General features: G+C 69.3%; 14 protein-coding genes, 2 tRNA genes and 2 pseudogenes. 14 read left to right on the plus strand and 4 right to left on the minus strand.

Going from position 1 to position 18438, the window contains the following annotated elements:
• The first annotated feature begins 241 nt into the window (after positions 1–241).
• Positions 242–706: a hypothetical protein gene (locus tag H9I38_RS01060; RefSeq protein ID WP_226336778.1), complete on the plus strand. Its 465-nt coding sequence runs from the start codon at positions 242–244 to the stop codon at positions 704–706.
• Positions 707–768: 62 nt separating this feature from the next.
• On the opposite strand, the gene H9I38_RS01065 is transcribed toward H9I38_RS01060, so the two are convergent.
• A tRNA-Gly gene (locus H9I38_RS01065) sits at positions 769–842 on the minus strand.
• Positions 843–1035: 193 nt separating this feature from the next.
• Between H9I38_RS01065 and H9I38_RS01070 the strand changes: the two genes are divergently transcribed.
• Both H9I38_RS01070 and tig read left to right on the plus strand, forming a co-directional pair.
• Positions 1036–1113, plus strand: a tRNA-Pro gene (locus H9I38_RS01070).
• A 75-nt stretch (positions 1114–1188) separates the two neighbouring features.
• Positions 1189–2517 (plus strand): annotated as a pseudogene (gene tig, locus H9I38_RS01075) (trigger factor); the annotation flags it as partial.
• Between the two features lie 144 nt (positions 2518–2661).
• Here the strand turns inward: tig and H9I38_RS11035 are convergent.
• Positions 2662–2862 (minus strand): annotated as a pseudogene (locus tag H9I38_RS11035) (hypothetical protein); the annotation flags it as partial.
• Positions 2863–3068: 206 nt separating this feature from the next.
• Here H9I38_RS11035 and H9I38_RS01085 point away from each other — a divergent pair.
• The 4 genes from H9I38_RS01085 to H9I38_RS01100 all read left to right on the plus strand — a co-directional run bounded on the left by H9I38_RS01085 (position 3069) and on the right by H9I38_RS01100 (position 6544).
• Complete coding sequence (locus tag H9I38_RS01085; protein ID WP_226336779.1) at positions 3069–3698, plus strand: ClpP family protease; 630 nt, start codon at positions 3069–3071, stop codon at positions 3696–3698.
• Between the two features lie 43 nt (positions 3699–3741).
• The gene (locus tag H9I38_RS01090) at positions 3742–4401 is read left to right on the plus strand and encodes an ATP-dependent Clp protease proteolytic subunit (protein WP_226336780.1); all 660 of its coding nucleotides are present in this window, start codon (positions 3742–3744) and stop codon (positions 4399–4401) included.
• A gap of 183 nt (positions 4402–4584) precedes the next feature.
• Positions 4585–5862, plus strand: coding sequence for an ATP-dependent Clp protease ATP-binding subunit ClpX (clpX, locus tag H9I38_RS01095; RefSeq protein ID WP_226336781.1), 1278 nt, complete (start codon positions 4585–4587; stop codon positions 5860–5862).
• A gap of 88 nt (positions 5863–5950) precedes the next feature.
• Entirely contained in the window at positions 5951–6544 is a 594-nt protein-coding gene (locus H9I38_RS01100) for a DsbA family protein (protein ID WP_226336782.1), read from the plus strand.
• A gap of 154 nt (positions 6545–6698) precedes the next feature.
• Here the strand turns inward: H9I38_RS01100 and H9I38_RS01105 are convergent, their stop codons facing one another.
• Both H9I38_RS01105 and valS read right to left on the minus strand, forming a co-directional pair.
• Positions 6699–7163 carry a DUF2231 domain-containing protein gene (locus H9I38_RS01105; RefSeq protein ID WP_226336783.1) on the minus strand — a complete coding sequence of 155 codons (465 nt, stop codon included), beginning with the start codon at positions 7161–7163 and terminating at the stop codon, positions 6699–6701.
• 1 nt (position 7164) lies between these two features.
• Entirely contained in the window at positions 7165–9774 is a 2610-nt protein-coding gene (gene valS, locus H9I38_RS01110) for a valine--tRNA ligase (RefSeq protein ID WP_226336784.1), read from the minus strand.
• A gap of 112 nt (positions 9775–9886) precedes the next feature.
• Between valS and H9I38_RS01115 the strand changes: the two genes are divergently transcribed.
• From H9I38_RS01115 to H9I38_RS01145, 7 genes are all read left to right on the plus strand, one after another.
• On the plus strand, positions 9887–10636 hold the full coding sequence (locus H9I38_RS01115) for an SDR family oxidoreductase (RefSeq protein WP_226336785.1): 750 nt from the start codon (positions 9887–9889) through the stop codon (positions 10634–10636).
• A 417-nt stretch (positions 10637–11053) separates the two neighbouring features.
• Positions 11054–14341 carry an isoleucine--tRNA ligase gene (gene ileS, locus H9I38_RS01120; protein ID WP_226336786.1) on the plus strand — a complete coding sequence of 1096 codons (3288 nt, stop codon included), beginning with the start codon at positions 11054–11056 and terminating at the stop codon, positions 14339–14341.
• Positions 14338–15729, plus strand: a complete 1392-nt coding sequence (locus H9I38_RS01125) for a bifunctional folylpolyglutamate synthase/dihydrofolate synthase (RefSeq protein ID WP_226336787.1) — start codon at positions 14338–14340, stop codon at positions 15727–15729. The genes ileS and H9I38_RS01125 overlap by 4 nt, the downstream gene beginning before the upstream one ends.
• Complete coding sequence (locus tag H9I38_RS01130; protein ID WP_226336788.1) at positions 15719–16195, plus strand: DUF4233 domain-containing protein; 477 nt, start codon at positions 15719–15721, stop codon at positions 16193–16195. The genes H9I38_RS01125 and H9I38_RS01130 overlap by 11 nt, the downstream gene beginning before the upstream one ends.
• Positions 16196–16288: 93 nt before the next feature.
• A complete protein-coding gene (ndk, locus tag H9I38_RS01135) occupies positions 16289–16705 on the plus strand; it encodes a nucleoside-diphosphate kinase (RefSeq protein ID WP_226336789.1) in 417 nt (138 codons plus the stop codon).
• Positions 16706–17133: 428 nt separating this feature from the next.
• Positions 17134–17340 carry a helix-turn-helix transcriptional regulator gene (locus H9I38_RS01140; RefSeq protein ID WP_226336790.1) on the plus strand — a complete coding sequence of 69 codons (207 nt, stop codon included), beginning with the start codon at positions 17134–17136 and terminating at the stop codon, positions 17338–17340.
• Positions 17337–18431: a type II toxin-antitoxin system HipA family toxin gene (locus H9I38_RS01145; protein WP_226336791.1), complete on the plus strand. Its 1095-nt coding sequence runs from the start codon at positions 17337–17339 to the stop codon at positions 18429–18431. Before H9I38_RS01140 ends, H9I38_RS01145 begins: the two co-directional genes overlap by 4 nt.
• Positions 18432–18438: the final 7 nt, after the last annotated feature.

The following is an 18438-nucleotide window of genomic DNA, read 5'->3' on the forward strand; positions in this document are numbered from 1 at the left end:
AGACAATGCGTCAGAGGCGCCGTACAAAGTCGTCTTTCTCCGGAAGAAGGCCAAGCAGACCTGGGATGAGTGGAAGCGATCGAACAGGTCGGAGGCGAAGGCGGTCGTCGAAAACCTGACCACGAGTCCTTTCACTCACACGCCTGGGATCACGTACCGCCTGCGCGAACCCGCTTAGACGTCCGCCCGATATCGGCTATTGCCGAAGACTGAGACCGCAACACGAAGGGAAACACACACCGTGCGAGGGTTCGTCCGACGCCTGCTGGGGTTGCCTGGCTCGAAGAGAGAGGAGTTTCTCGGGCGGATGGTGTTCTTCGTCTACGAGGAGCAGCCCGAGGGGGTTCACCACCTGCTCGGAGCCTTCTCCAGCGCCGCCGAGGCCGAGGAGCTCGTCTCCCGCCGGGAGTCTGTGGTACCTCGGGATTCCTTGGGCTGGTACCACATGTCATTTCAGGACCATGACGAGCCGTTACCCAGCGGTGATCCGGTCTTCGCCGTCTGGTTCGGTGCCGAATCGCAAGAGGAGAAGGACGAAGAGGTCGATCCTTCACCCAGCATGGTGTTCGTCGAACGCGAGCATGCGCAAGAGGTCTGCGACCGGCTCAACGAGGGGACGCCATTCGAGCCGACCCGGCTTGTAGAGCTTACCCTCGGCGAAGTCCGCCCCATCGGATTCCATGCCGAGGAGCAGGCGAAGCCATAGGGAGTCTTCCCCTCGAACAGCAGAAACCCCGCCAGATCAACGATCTGACGGGGTCTGTCTTATGGAGGGGATGACGGGAATCGAACCCGCGTCATTAGTTTGGAAGACTAAGGCTTTACCATTAAGCTACATCCCCGCGAACGGGACCGGTGCTGACCGGAACGCTGCTCAAGAACAGTAGCAGAACGGCGGCGAGCTCCCAAACCCGGGCCGCCGGGACGAGGCGGGACGGCCCTGAAGGCCCGCGAGAGCGCGGCTCGCGCCCGTGTGGGGGGATTCGGCCAATCTCGCGGGCGCGCGGTAGAGTCAAGGGTTGTATGACCGCGAGACGGGGTGTAGCTCAGCTTGGCTAGAGCGCGCGCTTTGGGAGCGTGAGGCCGCAGGTTCAAATCCTGTCACCCCGACCAGAACGCCGGTCGGCGGTCCTCCGCTGCACTGGCCGTTCGCAGACCCGATACCAAAACGTTCAGGAGATCATCGACGTGAAAAGCGCTGTCGAAACCCTCAACCCGACCCGCGTCAAGCTGACGGTCGAGGTGCCGTTCGAAGAGCTGAAGCCGAGCATCGACAAGGCCTACAAGCAGGTCGCCGAGCAGATCAGCATCCCCGGCTTCCGCAAGGGCAAGGTCCCCTCCTCGGTCATCGACCAGCGCATCGGCCGCGGCTACGTCTACGAGCAGGCCATCAACGAGGGCCTCAACGGCTGGTACGCGAGCGCCCTCGAGGAGCAGGACCTGCAGCCGCTCTCCCGCCCCGAGGTGGACATCACGGATGCGCCGGACCCGGAGAAGAAGTCCGGTGACCTCAAGTTCCAGCTTGAGATCGACGTCCGCCCGACGGTCGAGCTCCCGAGCCTCTCCGACCTCGAGGTCGAGGTCGACTCCGTCAAGGTCGAGGACAAGGACGTGGACGCCGCCCTCGACGAGCTCCGCGGCCGCTTCGGCACCCTGAAGACCGTGGACCGCCCGGCGAAGAAGGACGACTTCCTCACCATCGACCTCACCGCGAAGGTTGACGGCGACGAGGTGGACTCTGCCGCTGACCTCTCCTACCAGGTCGGCTCCGGCACGATGCTCGAGGGCATGGACGAGGCCGTCACGGGCCTCTCCGAGGGCGAGGACGCCATCTTCACCACGAAGCTCGCCGGCGGCGAGCACGCCGGCCAGGACGCTGAGGTCAAGGTGGTCGTCAAGGCCGTCAAGACCCGTGAGCTCCCGGAGGCCGACGACGACTTCGCGCAGATGGCCTCCGAGTTCGACACGATCGCCGAGCTCCGCGAGTCCACCAAGACGCAGGTCGAGCAGCAGAAGCGCATGGAGCAGGGCGTTCAGGCCCGCGACAAGGTCATGGACGCCCTCATCGAGAAGGTGGAGGTCCCGGTTCCGGACTCCTTCATCGACGAGCAGGTGGACCAGCACTTCCAGCAGGACGGCTCCGAGGGCCACGACAGCGAGGACCACCGCAAGGAGGTCCGCGAGAACACCGTGGCCGCCTTCAAGCGCGAGGTCATCCTCGACGCGGTGCTCGAGCAGAACGACGTCGAGGTGGGCCAGCAGGAGCTCATCGACTACATCTTCCAGACGTCGCAGCAGTACGGCATGGACCCGCAGCAGTTCGCACAGATCATCGACCAGGCGGGTCAGCTGCCGATGGTCATCGCCGATGTCCGCCGCAACAAGGCCCTGAGCAAGGTCGTCGAGTCCGCGAAGGTCAAGGACTCCGCGGGCAACGCCGTCGACCTCTCCGAGGTCCTCGGCACGCAGGAGGAGGCTGCGGAGGGGTCCGAGGACGCCGCCGAGGCGAAGGACGAGAAGAAGGCGGACGCCAAGAAGTCCGCCCCGAAGAAGTCCACGGCCAAGTCCAGCGCCACGAAGTCCGAGGACAAGAAGCCTGCGGCCAAGAAGTCCACGGCGAAGTCGAGCACCTCGAAGACCAGCACGGCGAAGTCGAGCACCTCGAAGACCAGCACGGCCAAGTCGAGCACGGCGAAGTCGAGCACGGCGAAGACGGGTGCCAAGAAGACCGCTGCGAAGAAGGCTGAGGACAAGAAGGCCGAGGACGCCGAGTAAGACCGGCTGCCCGGCCTGCCCCGCACGAGCGGGAAGCCAGCGCGAGCGGGGCGGGATCCACACGGGTCCCGCCCCGCTCGCTCGCATTCCAGGGCCGCCCGGCCGGATCCGGAGCGGTCCGGTGCGGGGCTGCGCCCCATGCGCCAACAGCGAAACGCCCGCCGCCCCTCTCAGCGCGCGCGGGAAAAGCCGATAGTGTCCATATCAAGAACACCGGGCGGAGTCCGGCTCGCGGCCTGTCCGCGAACGGCGGCCCCGGCCACGGTCTGTCGGCTGACGACGAGGAGAACATGATGACCGAAGCGACACAGACACCCAAGGCGGCCCAGGAGACGGCGCTCGCCACGCGGGACGACTACATCTACAACCGCCTCCTCAAGGAGCGCATCATCTGGCTCGGCTCGGATGTGCGCGACGACAACGCGAACCTCATCTGCTCCCAGCTCCTCATGCTCTCCGCAGAGGACCCGGAGGCGGACATCTACCTCTACATCAACTCGCCCGGCGGCTCGATCACCGCGGGCATGGCGATCTACGACACGATGCAGTTCATCCCGAACGACGTCGTCACCGTGGCCACGGGCCTCGCCGCGTCGATGGGCCAGTTCCTGCTCTCCTCGGGCACCAAGGGCAAGCGCTACGCCACGCCGCACACCCGCATCCTCATGCACCAGCCGCTCGGCGGCATCCAGGGCACGGCCACGGACGTCCGCATCCAGGCCGAGCTCATCATGGACATGAAGCGCGTCATGGCGGAGCTGACGGCCGAGCAGACGGGCCAGCCGCTGGAGCGCATCCTCGAGGACAACGACCGGGACAACTGGTTCACCGCAGAGCGCGCCCTCGAGTACGGCTTCTTCGACAAGATCGCCTACAAGGCTGCGAACGTGTCCGGCGGCGGTGGAACGGACGAGGACGCCTGAGGCGCCGTCTGACCCCGTCCCGAACGACTTCCAGGAGAGAAGAATGAACAACCACGCAGGCGTCAGCTTCCCGATGCCCTCCAACCGCTACGTCCTCCCGCAGTTCGAGGAGCGCACGCCCTACGGCTTCAAGCGCCAGGACCCGTACACCAAGCTCTTCGAGGACCGGATCGTCTTCCTCGGCGTGCAGGTGGACGATGCGAGCGCCGACGACGTCATGGCGCAGCTGCTCGTGCTCGAGGCCCAGGACCCGGACCGAGACATCACGCTCTACATCAACTCCCCGGGCGGCTCCTTCACCGCGATGACGGCGCTGTACGACACGATGCAGTACATCCGCCCCGAGATCACCACGGTCTGCCTGGGCCAGGCGGCCTCCGCCGCGTCCGTCCTGCTCGCGGCCGGCACGCCCGGCAAGCGCCTCGCGCTCCCGAACGCCCGCGTCCTCATCCACCAGCCGGCCATCGGCGGCGGACAGGGCCAGGCCTCGGACCTGGACATCCAGGCCCAGGAGATGATGCGCATGCGCGAGTGGCTCGAGCAGACCATGGCCCTCCACACGGGCAAGGACGCCGAGGCCATCTCGCGGGACATCGAGCGGGACAAGATCCTGACCGCCAAGGAGTCCCTGGAGTACGGCATCATCGACCAAGTCCTGGACTCCCGCAAGGTCCGCAAGCCGGCCATCAACACGCCGGAGTAGACGGCGGTGCAGACCGGACTGGGGGAGTGCTCTCGGTCCGGTCCACGGCGCGCGACGGCGCGAGGCGCGGCTCCCCGCCGGGTCTCTCCGCCGTCCGCGCGGCCACCTGCCGTAGGGTAGACGGTGCGGACTCGGCGCACCCCTGCGCCGCACGCACAGTTTCCCCGTCAAAGTGAGGTTTCAATGGCGCGCACGAACGAGAGCGCTGACCTGCTCAAGTGCTCCTTCTGCGGAAAGAGCCAGAAGCAGGTCCGCCGGCTCATCGCCGGCCCCGGGGTCTACATCTGCGACGAGTGCATCGAGCTCTGCAACGAGATCATCGAGGAGGAGGTCGCCGAGATCACGGATCTCGGCCCCTCCGAGTTGCCGAACCCCCGGCAGATCTTCGATTTCCTCGAGGAGTACGTCGTCGGCCAGACGGGCGCGAAGCGCGCCCTCGCCGTCGCGGTCTACAACCACTACAAGCGGATCCACTCGAGCTCCGAGCAGCGCACCAAGGCGGCCGCGCTCGCGCCGGACCTGGACGAGGTGGAGCTGTCCAAGTCCAACATCATGCTCATCGGCCCCACGGGCTGCGGAAAGACGTACCTGGCGCAGACGCTCGCCAAGCGGCTGAACGTCCCGTTCGCCGTCGCGGACGCCACGAGCCTCACGGAGGCCGGCTACGTGGGCGAGGACGTGGAGAACATCCTCCTCAAGCTCCTCCAGGCCGCGGACTTCGACGTGAAGAAGGCCGAGCAGGGCATCATCTACATCGACGAGATCGACAAGATCACGCGGAAGTCGGAGAACCCCTCGATCACGCGGGACGTCTCCGGCGAGGGCGTGCAGCAGGCGCTCCTCAAGATCATCGAGGGCACGGTGGCCTCGGTCCCGCCGCAGGGCGGGCGCAAGCACCCCAACCAGGACTTCATCCAGATCGACACGAGCAACGTCCTCTTCATCGTCGCCGGCGCGTTCGCCGGGCTCGAGGACATCGTGGGGGACCGGGCCGGCCGCAAGGGCATCGGCTTCGGCGCCACGCTCAAGGAGAACGTGGTCTCCGGCGAGTACGGGGACGTGCTGCCCGAGGACCTGCTCAAGTTCGGGCTCATCCCGGAGTTCATCGGCCGCCTTCCCGTCATCACCACCGTGAACAAGCTGGACGAGGACGCCCTCATCCAGGTCCTCACGGGGCCGCGGAACGCGCTCGTGAAGCAGTACCAGAAGATGTTCGCGCTGGACGGCGTCTCGCTGGAGTTCGAGCAGGACGCGCTCACCGAGATCGCGCAGAAGGCCTTGGAGCGCGGAACGGGCGCCCGCGGCCTCCGCTCCATCCTCGAGGAGACCCTGGCGGGGCCGATGTTCGAGATCCCCGGCCGCGATGACGTCGAGCGCGTCACGGTGACGCGGGACAGCGTCCGGGGCGAGGCCGAGCCCTCCCTCGAGCTGGGCGGCAAGAAGCGCCGCAAGAGCGCCTAGCCGCTCCCTGTTCGCTCGAAGCGGGACGCTGGAAGGCCCCGCCGGTCAGTGCTTCAATGTTGGAGGACCCCGATGAAAGGACTCCGCCATGACCGACCGCGTTGACTTCTGGTTCGACCCGCTCTGCCCCTTCGCCTGGGTGACCTCCCGCTGGATGAAGGAGGTGGAGAAGGTCCGCGACGTCGAGGTGGACTGGCACCTCATGTCCCTCGGCATCCTCAACGAGAACAACGAGGACAACCACCACCACGGCGACTCCAGCTCCATGTGGATGGTCCGCGTGGTCCAGGCCGCTGTGGACGAGAACCCCGCGAACGCCGACCGCCTCTACACGGCGCTCGGCGAGGTGCACCACGAGCAGGGCGTGAAGGACCGCCGCGAGGCCATGGAGAAGGCGCTGGACCGCGCCGGCCTCAGCCCCGAGCTCGTGAAGGCCGCCGAGGACGAGTCTCTGGACGCGAAGATCCGCACCTCCCATGACGCCGCCCTCGAGAAGGTGGGGGACGAGGTGGGCACGCCCGTCGTCGCCGTCGGCGGCACCGCGTTCTTCGGCCCGGTCATCACGCGCGTTCCTCGCGGCGACGCGGCCGGAGAGCTCTTCGACGGCGCCCGGACGCTGGCCGCATACCCGTACTTCTTCGAGCTCAAGCGCTCGCGCACGGAGATGCCGCAGGTCGGCTGACGTTCCGGGCAGCGCAGCCCGCGGTTGAGACGGGCGAGCAGGCCCGCTGAGTGCCGCTGGCCGCCCGCGTCGCGAAGCGGAAAGGCCCCCGCACCGTCCGTCTGGACGGCGCGGGGGCCTTCTGCATGCGCCCGGGTGCCGGAGCCGGTGCCGGTCAGCCGTTCCAGACGGCGACGGCCCCCGAGTGGCCCGCGAGAACCGCCCACACGGTGGCGGCCACCGCACAGAGGGAGGTCGCGGCGGCGAGGAGCGTCTCGATCCAGGGGCGCCGCTCCACAAGACCGCGGATGCGGGCAGGAGAGCTCTCGGAGACGGCGAACCAGCGCGCCGTCACGAAGGCGGCGAGGGCGAACGCGAGGTTCCGCGCGGTCTCGCCGAGCTCCCGGTGCTTGTCCACGAGTCCGCTGGACCCGACGCGGTGCAGGAGGTCCTCGCCGGTGAAGGTGGCGAGCCACGCGGAGACCGCCGCGATGACGGCGAACGCCACTGCGAGGAAGCCGAAGCGGCGCTCCCACCGCCGGGAGAACAGGCCGGGCAGGACCACGATCAGCGTCAGCGGGATGAACACCACCGGCACGTGGACGAACAGCGGGTGGAGGGGCAGAGACGCGGCGAGCATGCTACTCGGCGCTCTCCACGATCAGCTCGACCTCGGACACCGTCACGTCGCCGGAGCCCTCGCGGACGTCGATCGACTCTGCGTTGGCGGCGGCCCGGAGGTCGCCGAGGCCCGTCGTGAGACGGGCGGCGTCCGCGGAGGCCGCCGTGACCACGGCGGAGCGGACGGGCGTCCGCTGCTTCACCTTGGCCTCGGACTTCGCCTTGCGGAGACCGGCGAGCGCGCGGCCCACCACGGGCAGCATCCCGGCGTCCCCGCCGGCGAAAGCAGAGTACTCCTGCGGCGTCGGCCAGGACTCGTGGTGCACGGACCCCCGGCGCCACCAGGAGTAGACCTCCTCGGTGGCGAACGGCAGGAACGGCGCGAAGAGGCGCAGGAGGGCGTCGAGCGTCGTCGCCAGCGCGGCGCGGACCGAGTCGCGGCCCTCCTCGCCCTGGGCGCCGTAGGCGCGGTCCTTGACGAGCTCCACGAAGTCGTCCGTGAACATCCAGAAGAAGGACTCGGTCAGGGCGAGCGCGCGGGCGTAGTCGTACTGCTCTAACGCCCGGGTGGACTGCTCCACCACGGACGCGAGCTCCGCGAGCAGGGCCTTGTCCAGCTCGTTCGTCACCGCGTCCGCGCTGCCGCGGGCCACGTCCGCCTCGGTGGCGCCGAGGTTGAGGACGAACTTGGAGGCGTTGAGCAGCTTGATGGCCAGGCGGCGGCCGATCTTCATCTGCGCCACCTCGTACGCCGTGTCCGCGCCGAGCTTGGCGGAGGCGGCCCAGTACCGGACGGCGTCCGCCCCGTACTCGCTGAGCACGTCGGTGGGCACCACGACGTTGCCCTTGGACTTGGACATCTTCTTGCGGTCCGGGTCGAGGATCCAGCCGGAGATGCCCGCGTGCTTCCACGGGGCGCACTTCTGCAGGGCGTCCGCGCGGACCACGGAGCTGAAGAGCCAGGTGCGGATGATGTCGTGGCCCTGCGGGCGGAGGTCGAACGGGAAGACCTGGGAGAAGAGCCTCTCGTCATGGCCCCAGCCGCCCACGATCTGCGGGGAGAGGGAGCTGGTGGCCCAGGTGTCCAGGACGTCCGCATCGCCCACGAAGCCGTGGGCGGCGCCGCGCTGGTCCTCGGTGAACCCGGGCGCCGGCTCGGCCGCGGGGTCCACGGGGAGGGCGCTGATCTCGGGGAGGATCGGCTGATCGTAGTCCGGCTCGCCCTGCGCGTCCGCCTTGTACCAGACGGGAATCGGCACGCCGAAGAAGCGCTGGCGGGAGACGAGCCAGTCTCCGTTGAGGCCCCGGATCCAGTCCTCGTAGCGGGCTCGCATGAAGGACGGGTGGAAGTCGATCTCCCGGCCGCGCGAGATGAGGCGCTCACGGCGGTCCGCGTCCCGCCCGCCGTTGCGGATGTACCACTGGCGGGAGGAGACGATCTCGAGCGGCTTGTCGCCCTTCTCGAAGAAGTTGACCGGGTGGGTGATCTTCTTCGGCTCGCCGTCGAGCAGTCCCTCCTCCACGAGCATGCCGACGACGGCCTCCTTGGCGGAGAACACCGTCTTGCCCGCGACGTTCTCGTAGTTCGCGCGGCCGGCCTCGGACGTGATCCACTCGGGGGTCTCGGCGCGGAAGCGGCCGTCGCGGCCGATGAGCGTGCGCGTCGGCAGGCTGAGCTCGCGCCACCAGGTGATGTCGTTCGCATCGCCGAAGGTGCAGATCATGGCGATGCCCGAGCCCTTGTCCTGCTTGGCCAGGGCGTGCGGGTGCACCTCCACCTCGACGTCGAAGAGGGGAGAGGTGACGGTCTTGCCGAAAAGGTGCCGGTAGCGCTCGTCCTCGGGGTGGGCCACGAGCGCCACGCAGGCGGGCAGCAGCTCGGGGCGGGTGGTCTCGATGAAGACCTTCTCGCCGTCCTCCGCCGTGAAGGCGTAGCGGTGGTACGCGCCGGGCATCTCCCGGTCCTCGAGCTCGGCCTGCGCCACGGCGGTGCGGAAGGTGACGTCCCACATCGTGGGCGCCTCGGCCATGTACGCGTCGCCGGCCTGGAGGTTCTCGATGAAGGCGCGCTGGGAGACCGCCCGCGAGTGGTCGTCGATGGTCCGGTAGGTCATGGACCAGTCCACGGAGAGGCCGAGCGTCTTGAAGAGGTGCTCGAAGACCTTCTCGTCCTCGACGGCGAGCTGCTCGCAGAGCTCGATGAAGTTGCGGCGGGACACCACGTCCCAGTCACGCTGGTTCTTGGCCGGCTTCTCCGGCGGCTGGTAGCCCGGCTCGTACTTGATCGCCGGATCGCAGCGCACGCCGTAGTAGTTCTGGACGCGGCGCTCGGTGGGCAGGCCGTTGTCATCCCAGCCCATGGGGTAGAAGACGTTCTTGCCCGTCATGCGCTGGTAGCGCGCGAGCACGTCCGTCTGCGTGTAGGAGAACATGTGCCCCACGTGGAGCGAGCCGGAGGCCGTGGGAGGCGGGGTGTCGATCGAGTAGACCTGCTCGCGCGTGGTCTCGCGGTTGAAGGCGTAGGTCTTCTCGCTGACCCAGCGGTCCGTGAGCTTGGACTCGAGGCCCTCGAGAGCCGGCTTGTCGGGGACGGAAATGGGCGTGTCTGTGCCCTGCGGGTTCTCAGTCATGGGCTCCATTCTTCCATGCGGCGCCTCGCCGCCGGCGGTGCGCCTCCTGCATGCGGAGGGTGTTCTTCATCCCGTCGGAGACGGCTGCGCAGCCGCGGGCTAGGCTGACGGCATGAGCACTCGCATCGCAGTCGTGACAGGAGCATCCACGGGCATCGGAGAGGCGAGCGCGCTCGCCCTGGCCGAGGCCGGGTTCGAGGTCTACGCCGTGGCCCGCCGGGCCGAGCGCCTCGAGGCGCTCGCCCAGCGGCATCCGGACATCCACCCCTACCCCTTGGACGTCACGGACGAGAACGCCGTGCAGCGCTTCGCGGAGACCGTTCGGGAGGCGGGCGGCGCGGACACGCTCGTCAACATCGCCGGCGGCGCCCGCGGCACCGAGTGGGTGGCCGAGGCGAAGACCGAGGACTGGGAGTGGATGTACCGCGTCAACGTCCTCGGCACCATGATCGTCACCCGCGCGTTCCTCCCACAGCTGCGGGCCGCCGAGGGCACGGTCCTCAACCTCACCTCGACGGCGGGGCTCGTGGGCTACGAGGGCGGCTCCGGCTACAACGCCGCCAAGTTCGCCGAGCGCGGCATGACCCGAGCCCTCCGCCTCGAGGAGGCCGAGCACAACGTCCGCGTCATCGAGGTGCTCCCCGGCATGGTGCACACCGAGGAGTTCTCCCTCATGCGCATGGGCGGGGACAAGGAGGCCGCGGAGAAGGTGTACGCCGGCGTGGAGAAGCCGCTCACGGCCGAGGACGTGGCGGACGTGGTCCGCTACGCGGTGACCGTTCCCCACCACGTGAGCCTGGACGAGATCGTGCTGCGCCCGGTGGCCCAGGCGGCCCAGCACAAGGTGGTCCGGAAGGGCTAGCGCCCGCCGTCGCGGGGATGAAGAGCGATGTTGGCCCCCGGCGCGGGAGAGCCTAAGATGGAGGAGATCAGCATTGACCCGGCCATCACCGGCGAGCTTTCGGAAGAACAGGCGTATGGCTCCAGGCGGACGTGACCTTCAGGGCGCGGACCGCCGCCCATGGAAGCCCCCGGCCCGCCCCTCGCGGGGCGGCCCGGCGCCTCAGTAGACCCGAACGGGTGTGCCCGTCACAGCACTGAAACAAGCGGCACTGTGCCGATGCCCCGGGGAAGGGACGCATCGTCGCGGTGCAAGCGAGGTGGTACCGCGGAGGTCCCGCCGAGCAGGTCAGCCTGGGCCTCTGAGCCCGGGCCGGCCTGCTTCGCGTGGCGTTCGTCCTTGCACTCCCGGCTATTCACGTCTGAGACAAGGACCGCGATGAGCACCTACCCGAAGGTCAGCGCCACCGGCGAGACCCGCACCCCGTCCTCGCCCCGTTTCCCGAGCATCGAGCAGGCCGTCCTCCGCTACTGGGCCGAGGACCAGACCTTCCAGGCGTCGATCGACAACCGCCCGGCCGGAGAGAACGGGGCGAACGAGTTCGTGTTCTACGACGGCCCTCCCTTCGCCAACGGCCTGCCGCACTACGGCCACCTCCTCACGGGCTATGCCAAGGACCTCGTGGCCCGCTACCAGACCCAGCGCGGCCACCGCGTGGAGCGCCGCTTCGGCTGGGACACCCACGGCCTGCCCGCCGAGCTCGAGGCGATGAAGCAGCTCGGCATGACGGACAAGAAGCAGATCGAGGAGATGGGCATCGACCGCTTCAACGATGCCTGCCGCGCCTCCGTCCTCCGCTACACCGAAGAGTGGAAGGACTACGTCAACCGCCAGGCCCGCTGGGTGGACTTCGAGCACGACTACAAGACGCTCAACGTCGAGTACATGGAGTCCGTCATCTGGGCGTTCAAGCGCCTCCACGAGAAGGGCCTCACGTACCAGGGCTTCCGCGTCCTGCCGTACTGCTGGAATGACGAGACCCCGCTGTCCAACCACGAGCTGCGCATGGACGACGACGTCTACCAGCAGCGCCAGGACCCCACCGTCACGGCGGCCTTCGCCCTGAACGGCGCCAAGGCGGACGAGCTCGGTCTGGCCGGCGTGTTCGCCATCGCGTGGACCACCACGCCCTGGACCCTGCCCACCAACCTCGCCCTCGCGGTGGGGCCGGACGTGGACTACGCCGTCGTCCCGGCCGGTCCCGGCGGAGCGGGCCTGGGGGAGCGCTTCGCGCCGTCGTCGTCGTTCCTCCTCGCGAAGGACCTCCTCGGGGCGTACGCGAAGGACCTCGGCTATGAGGACGCAGAGGCCGCGCACGCGGCCGTGGCCCGCACGCTCACGGGCCGCGAGCTCGAGGACGTGGAGTACCTCCCGCTCTTCGACTACTTCACGGACGCCGAGCAGCACGGCACGGAGAACGCCTGGCGCATCCTCGTGGCGGACTACGTCACGACGACGGACGGCACCGGCGTGGTCCACCAGGCGCCCGCCTACGGTGAGGACGACCAGGCGGTCTGCGAAGCGGCCGGCATCCCCGTGGTGCTCTCGGTGGACGAGGGCGCGCGCTTCCTGCCGCTCTTCTCCAAGCCGAGCCCCTCGGGGTCGGAGGAGCTCGCGGAGATCGCGGGCGTGCAGGTGTTCGAGGCGAACAAGGCGATCGTCCGGGTCCTCAAGGAGAAGGGGCTGCTCGTCCGGCAGGCCACGTACGAGCACAGCTACCCGCACTGCTGGCGCTGCCGCCGGCCGCTCATCTACCGGGCCATCTCCTCGTGGTACGTGGAGGTCACCAAGGTCAAGGACCGGATGCTCGAGCTCAACCAGGAGATCAACTGGATCCCGGGCAACGTCAAGGACGGCCAGTTCGGCAAGTGGCTCGAGAACGCGCGGGACTGGTCCATCTCCCGCAACCGCTACTGGGGCTCGCCGATCCCGGTGTGGGTCTCGGATGATCCGGACTGCCCGCGCATGGACGTCTACGGCTCGCTCGCCGAGCTCGAGGCGGACTTCGGCCGGATGCCGCTCAACCACGAGGGCAAGCCGGACCTGCACCGCCCGTTCATCGACGAGCTGACGCGGCCCAACCCGGACGACCCGACCGGAAAGTCCACGATGCGCCGCGTCCCGGACGTCCTGGACGTCTGGTTCGACTCGGGCTCGATGCCGTACGCCCAGAACCACTACCCGTTCGAGGCGGAGGAGTGGTTCGACACGCACAACCCGGCGGACTTCATCGTCGAGTACATCGGCCAGACGCGCGGCTGGTTCTACACGCTGCACATCCTCTCGACGGCGCTCTTCGACCGGCCCGCGTTCCGGAACGTCATCAGCCACGGCATCGTGCTCGGCTCGGACGGCAACAAGATGTCCAAGTCGCTGCGCAACTACCCCGACGTCTCCGAGGTCCTGGACCGTGACGGCTCGGACGCGATGCGCTGGTTCCTCATGTCCAGCCCGATCCTGCGCGGCGGCAACCTCATCGTGACCGAGGAGGGCATCCGCGAGGGCGTCCGCCAGGTCCTCCTGCCGCTGTGGAGCGTCTGGTACTTCTTCACGCTCTACACCAACGCGGCCAACGGCGGCGAGGGCTACGAGGCGCAGGAGCGCTTCAGCTCCGAGGACCCGCTGGACCAGTACATCCTGGCCGCCACGGGCCAGCTCGTCGAGGACGTCCGCACAGCGCTGGACGCCTACGAGGTCTCGGACGCCACGGACGCCCTGCGCTCCTACACGGACACCCTGACCAACTGGTACGTGCGCCGCTCGCGCGAGCGGTTCTTCGAGGAGGATCCGGCGGCGTTCGACGTCCTCTTCACGTGCCTCAAGACGGTGTGCGAGGCCGCGGCGCCGCTGCTGCCCCTGGCGGCGGAGGAGATCTGGCGGGGCCTCACCGGAGGCCGCTCGGTCCACCTCGCGGACTACCCGGACGCCTCGCGGTTCCCGCGGGACGAGGAGGGCCTCGAGGCGATGGGCCTCGTGCGCCAGGTGGCCTCCACGGGCTCCGCGCTGCGCAAGGCGGCCAAGCTGCGCGTGCGCCTGCCGCTCGCCGGAGCCTCGCTCGTCATTCCGCAGCCGGAGCGGCTCACCGAGGCGCACACAGCGATCCTGCGGGACGAGCTCAACCTCAAGTCCCTCGACGTCCGCAGCGCGGACGAGGAGGACGCCGCGGACTACGGCATCAGCCAGCGGCTCGCCGTCAACGCCCGCGCTGCCGGCCCGCGCCTCGGCAAGAGCGTCCAGCAGGCCATCAAGGGCTCCAAGTCCGGCGACTGGTCCGTCGCCGAGGACGGGACGGTCACGGCCGGCGGGCTCGAGCTCCAGGAGGGCGAGTACACGCTGGAGACCGTCGTCGACCCGGAGAAGGCCGACGGCGGCGCCGCCGCCGTCCTGCCCGGCGGAGGCTTCATGGTGCTGGACACCGCGATGACCCCGGCGCTCGAGGCGGAGGGCACCGCCCGCGACACGATCCGCCAGATCGCCCAGGCCCGCCGCGACGCGGGCCTGCACATCAGCGACCGCGTGGTGACCACGATCCGCGCCAACGCCGAGCTCATCGGCGCGCTCACGGAGAACCAGGAGCTCGTGGAGCGGGAGACGCTCTCCACCGCCCTGGTCTTCGAGGAGACGGACGCGGCCCAGCCCGAGATCTCCGTGGAGGTGGCCCAGTGACAGACCGGTTCGAGGCCGCAGACCGCTCCGATGCGCTGAGCGTCTACGCAGAGCTGCTCTCGCGAGCGCCGGAGAACAAGATGGAGCCCCGCATGGAGCCCATGTGGCGGGTCATGGAGCTTCTGGGCGACCCCCAGAACGCCTACGAGTCCATCCACATCACCGGCACCAACGGGAAGACCTCCACGGCGAGGATCATCGAGGCGGGCCTGCGTGCGCACAACCTGCGCACCGGCCGGTACACGAGCCCTCACCTGACGTCCGTCACCGAGCGGATCTCGATCGACGGCGAGCCCGTCTCGGACGAGACCTTCGTGCGGATCTGGGACGAGATCCGCCCGTACGTGGAGATGGCGGACGCCGAGCTCGAGGCCGAGGGCGAGCCGCGGCTCACCTATTTCGAGGCCCTCACCGTGCTCGCCTTCGCGGTGTTCGCGGACGAGCCGGTCGACGTCGCCGTCGTCGAGGTGGGCCTCGGCGGGATCACGGACGCCACCAACGTGGTGAGCGGGCGGGTCAGCGTGGTGACGCCGATCAGCCTGGACCACACGGACCTCCTGGGGGACACCGTCCGGGACATCGCCCTGGAGAAGGCCGGCATCCTCAAGCCCGGCGGGTTCCTCGTCTCCGCGGCGCAGGACCGGGACGCAGCCAACGTCCTCCTCGAGCGGGCCCGTGAGCTGGAGATCCCCTTCCGCTTCGAGGGGGTGGAGTTCGGCGTCGAGTCCCGGCAGGTGGCCGTGGGCGGCCAGGTGGTGACGATCGACGGGATCGCGGGCCGGTACGAGGACCTCGTGCTCCCGCTCCACGGCGAGCACCAGGCTCAGAACGCCGCGGTGGCCGTGGCCGCTCTCGAGGCGTTCCTCGGCGGGGGAGAGAAGGAGCTCAGCATCGAGGTGCTCCGCGAGGCCTTCGAGCAGGTCGCCTCGCCGGGCCGCCTCGAGGTGGTCCGCACCGCTCCCACCGTCATCCTCGACGCCGCGCACAACCCCGCCGGCATCCGTGTCACGGCCGCGGCGCTCAAGGAGGCGTTCACGTTCTCGCGGCTCGTGCCCGTCGTCGGCATCCTCGGGGAGAAGGACGCGGCCGAGTTCCTCGCCGCCTTCCGGCGGGAGCTGGACGACCTCGCCGGTCCGATCGTCCTCACCGCCTCCACCTCGCCGCGCGCCGTCCCTCCGGCCGAGCTGCGCGAGTTCGCGCTCGCCGCCGGCTGGACGGAGGAGGAGATCTCCGTCGAGGCTGACCTCGTGGACGCGCTGACCCGCGCCGTCGCCCTGGCCGAGGAGCCGGGCGACTTCGCCGGCGGGGTCCTCGTGACGGGGTCCATCACCGTGGTCGGAGAGGCCCAGGTGCTGCTCGCCGGGGGAGGTGCCGCCGATGGCGCGTGAGTCGATCCGCCAGCGCCTCGAGCGCCAGCAGGCCGAATGGCGGCCGGGCATCCCGAAGCCCCGCCGCAGCGTCCGGACGATGTTCGCCTCCACGGTCCTCGTCCTCCAGGCCCTCGCGGTGGCCTTCGCCACGCTCGCGATGATCGGTCTGTACCGGGGCAGCGCCGCTCTGCCGTGGCTGCTCGCAGGAGGGGCTGCGCTCGCCGTGGCCCTCGTGGCGTGCTGCGCGGTGCTCCAGAAGCCCTGGGGCCTCAAGGCGGGCTGGGTGCTCCAGGTCCTCACCTTCGCACTCGGCCTCGCGATCCCGCTCATGCTCATCGTGGCCGCCGGGTTCACCGGCTGCTGGATCTACGCGCTCGTCAAGGGCCGCCAGATCGACGCGGAGAACGCCGAGCGAGACCGTCTTGAGGCCGAGTACCGCCGGGAGCATCCGGACGAGTCCGAGAGCCCCGAGGGAACGCTGTAGGGGTCTTGCCGCCCCAACGGCCGCGATAGCCTGGAACCCCGGCCGTCCGCCGATCATCCACCCACCCACCGAACCACCCAAGGAGCACCTCGCATGACCGCAGAGCGCACCCTCGTCCTCGTCAAGCCGGACGGCGTTGAGCGCAGCCTCACCGGCCAGATCCTCGCCCGCATCGAGGCGAAGGGCTACCGCGTCACGTCCCTCAAGATGGTGGAGGCCGAGCGCTCCGTGCTCGAGGCCCACTACGCCGAGCACGAGGGCAAGCCCTTCTACGAGCCCCTGCTCGAGTTCATGTCCTCCGGCCCGGTCGTCGCCGCGGTGGTCGAGGGCCACCGCGTCATCGAGGGCTTCCGCTCCCTCGCCGGCACCACGGATCCGACGACGGCGGCTCCGGGCACCATCCGCGGCGACTTCGGCCGGGACTGGGGAGAGAAGGTCCAGAAGAACCTCGTCCACGGCTCGGACTCCGTGGAGTCCGCCGAGCGGGAGATCGGCATCTGGTTCGCCTGATCCGCTGAAACGAGCGCGGCCGGCCGGGCCGGCGTGCTGCGCTGACGCGCCCCTCACAGCGGGGCGGGCCGAGAAGGGGCTGTTCCTCAGGGGACGGCCCCTTCTGCCGTTCCCGGCGGCTGTGCACCCGCCTCAATTCCGTCCGTGCGTCTTGTGCCCTTGCCCAGAGACATGACAACCGTGCGTGTGTCTAATGGAAGCACCGAGACTGATGGGGGAGTGAGGTCATGGGAAGGGAGTCTGCATCGGCGATCTTCTGCCGATCAGGGGCAAAACCGGCAGGATCTGGAGGTATTTGCGCCTCATCGGCAGAGATCCGCCGGTGCGCGAGATCACGCCGGGTGCGGATGAGGTCTGCTGGGATGTGCCCCGTCCTGCCGGGCTCGAAGGACGCGGCGGCGTTCTTCCGCGGGCCCAGAGGGTGAACCATGAACAAGACCACGGCCCAGGCGCTCGGGGAGGCCATCCGTGCCGCGCGCCGCGCGGAGGGGCTCTCGCAGGAGACGCTCGCGGCACTGGGAGGCATCTCGGAGAGGACGCTGAGGGACATCGAGACGGGCCGCGGCAGTCCCTCGCTCCGTGCGGTCATCGCCGTCTCCGCGGTGCTCGGGCTGACCGTCCGGGCCTGTCCGTGAGCTCGATCTTCTCCGCGCCCGTCCTCGAGGCGGACCCCAAGGCATCTCCGGTCCTCGCCGCGGACGTGTGCAAGAAGGGTCGGCGGGTCGCGGTGCTCCGGCAACGGGAGGACGGCTGCGTGGAGTTCTCCTACTCCCCTCAGCTGCTCGCCGCGGAGACCCCGCCGCTGGCTGTGGCCACCACGCTGCCGGTCGGCACAGAGGTGCTCGAATTCCCTGAGGGAGCCCTGCCGCCGTACTTCGCGGGTCTTCTGCCGGAAGGGAGGCGGGTCGCCGGGCCGAGCTGCAGCGTGAAGTCGAGCCCGCCGAGCGAGCTGGGCATCCTTCTCGCCCTCGGCGCCAGCGTCCCCGGGGACGTCTGCCTCCGTCCGGCGGGGGCACCGGTGCTCAACGCCGGACGCCTCGCGAGCAGGCAGCCGTTCGTCATCCCGGAGAACCGCCGCCGGTTCGGCTGGGCGCTCAACCAGATCCGCCACCTCGAGGCTGCGCGGCGGATGCGCTGTCCGGTGGTGGACGCCCGTGCCGTGCGCTGCGGAGACGGGGACCGGATGCTCGTCATCGAGCGGTTCGACTCGGCTCCGGACGGGACGCGGCTCGCCTTTGAAGACGGGGTGCAGGTGCTCGGCCTCTCCCCGCAGGCCAAGTACAGCCCGAGCGCGGAGGAGCTCGTCCTGCAGCTGAGCCGGCACTGCGTCGCACCGCAGGCCGCCCTGCGCACGTTCTACCTCCAGATCGTCTTCGCGTGGATCATCGGCCACGGAGAGATGCACGCCCGCGCCCTCGGGATCCTCGAGCGGCCTGGCGGAGGCTGGGGGCCTGCGCCCATCACCTCGGCCGAGTGCAGCCTCCTGTACGGGGACGAGTCGATGGCGCTCAGAGTCGGCGGCAAGGCGGAGGGACTCACAGGACGTGACTTCAGGGCCTTCGCCGCGGAGGTCGGGCTCCCGTGGAAGGCGGCGCGCCTCGCGGACGAGCTGGCGCTCAGGGCCGCGGCCACCATCCGGCTCGGCGGACTCCCGGCGCCCGCCGTCTCGGCCCGCACCGCCGTCCAGGAGCTCGAGAGGCGCAGGCGCTCGCTGCGCAGCCCGTGACGCCGGA

This window comes from Arthrobacter sp. UM1 (genome assembly GCF_020483305.1).
Taxonomy (GTDB): Bacteria; Actinomycetota; Actinomycetes; order Actinomycetales; family Micrococcaceae; genus Falsarthrobacter.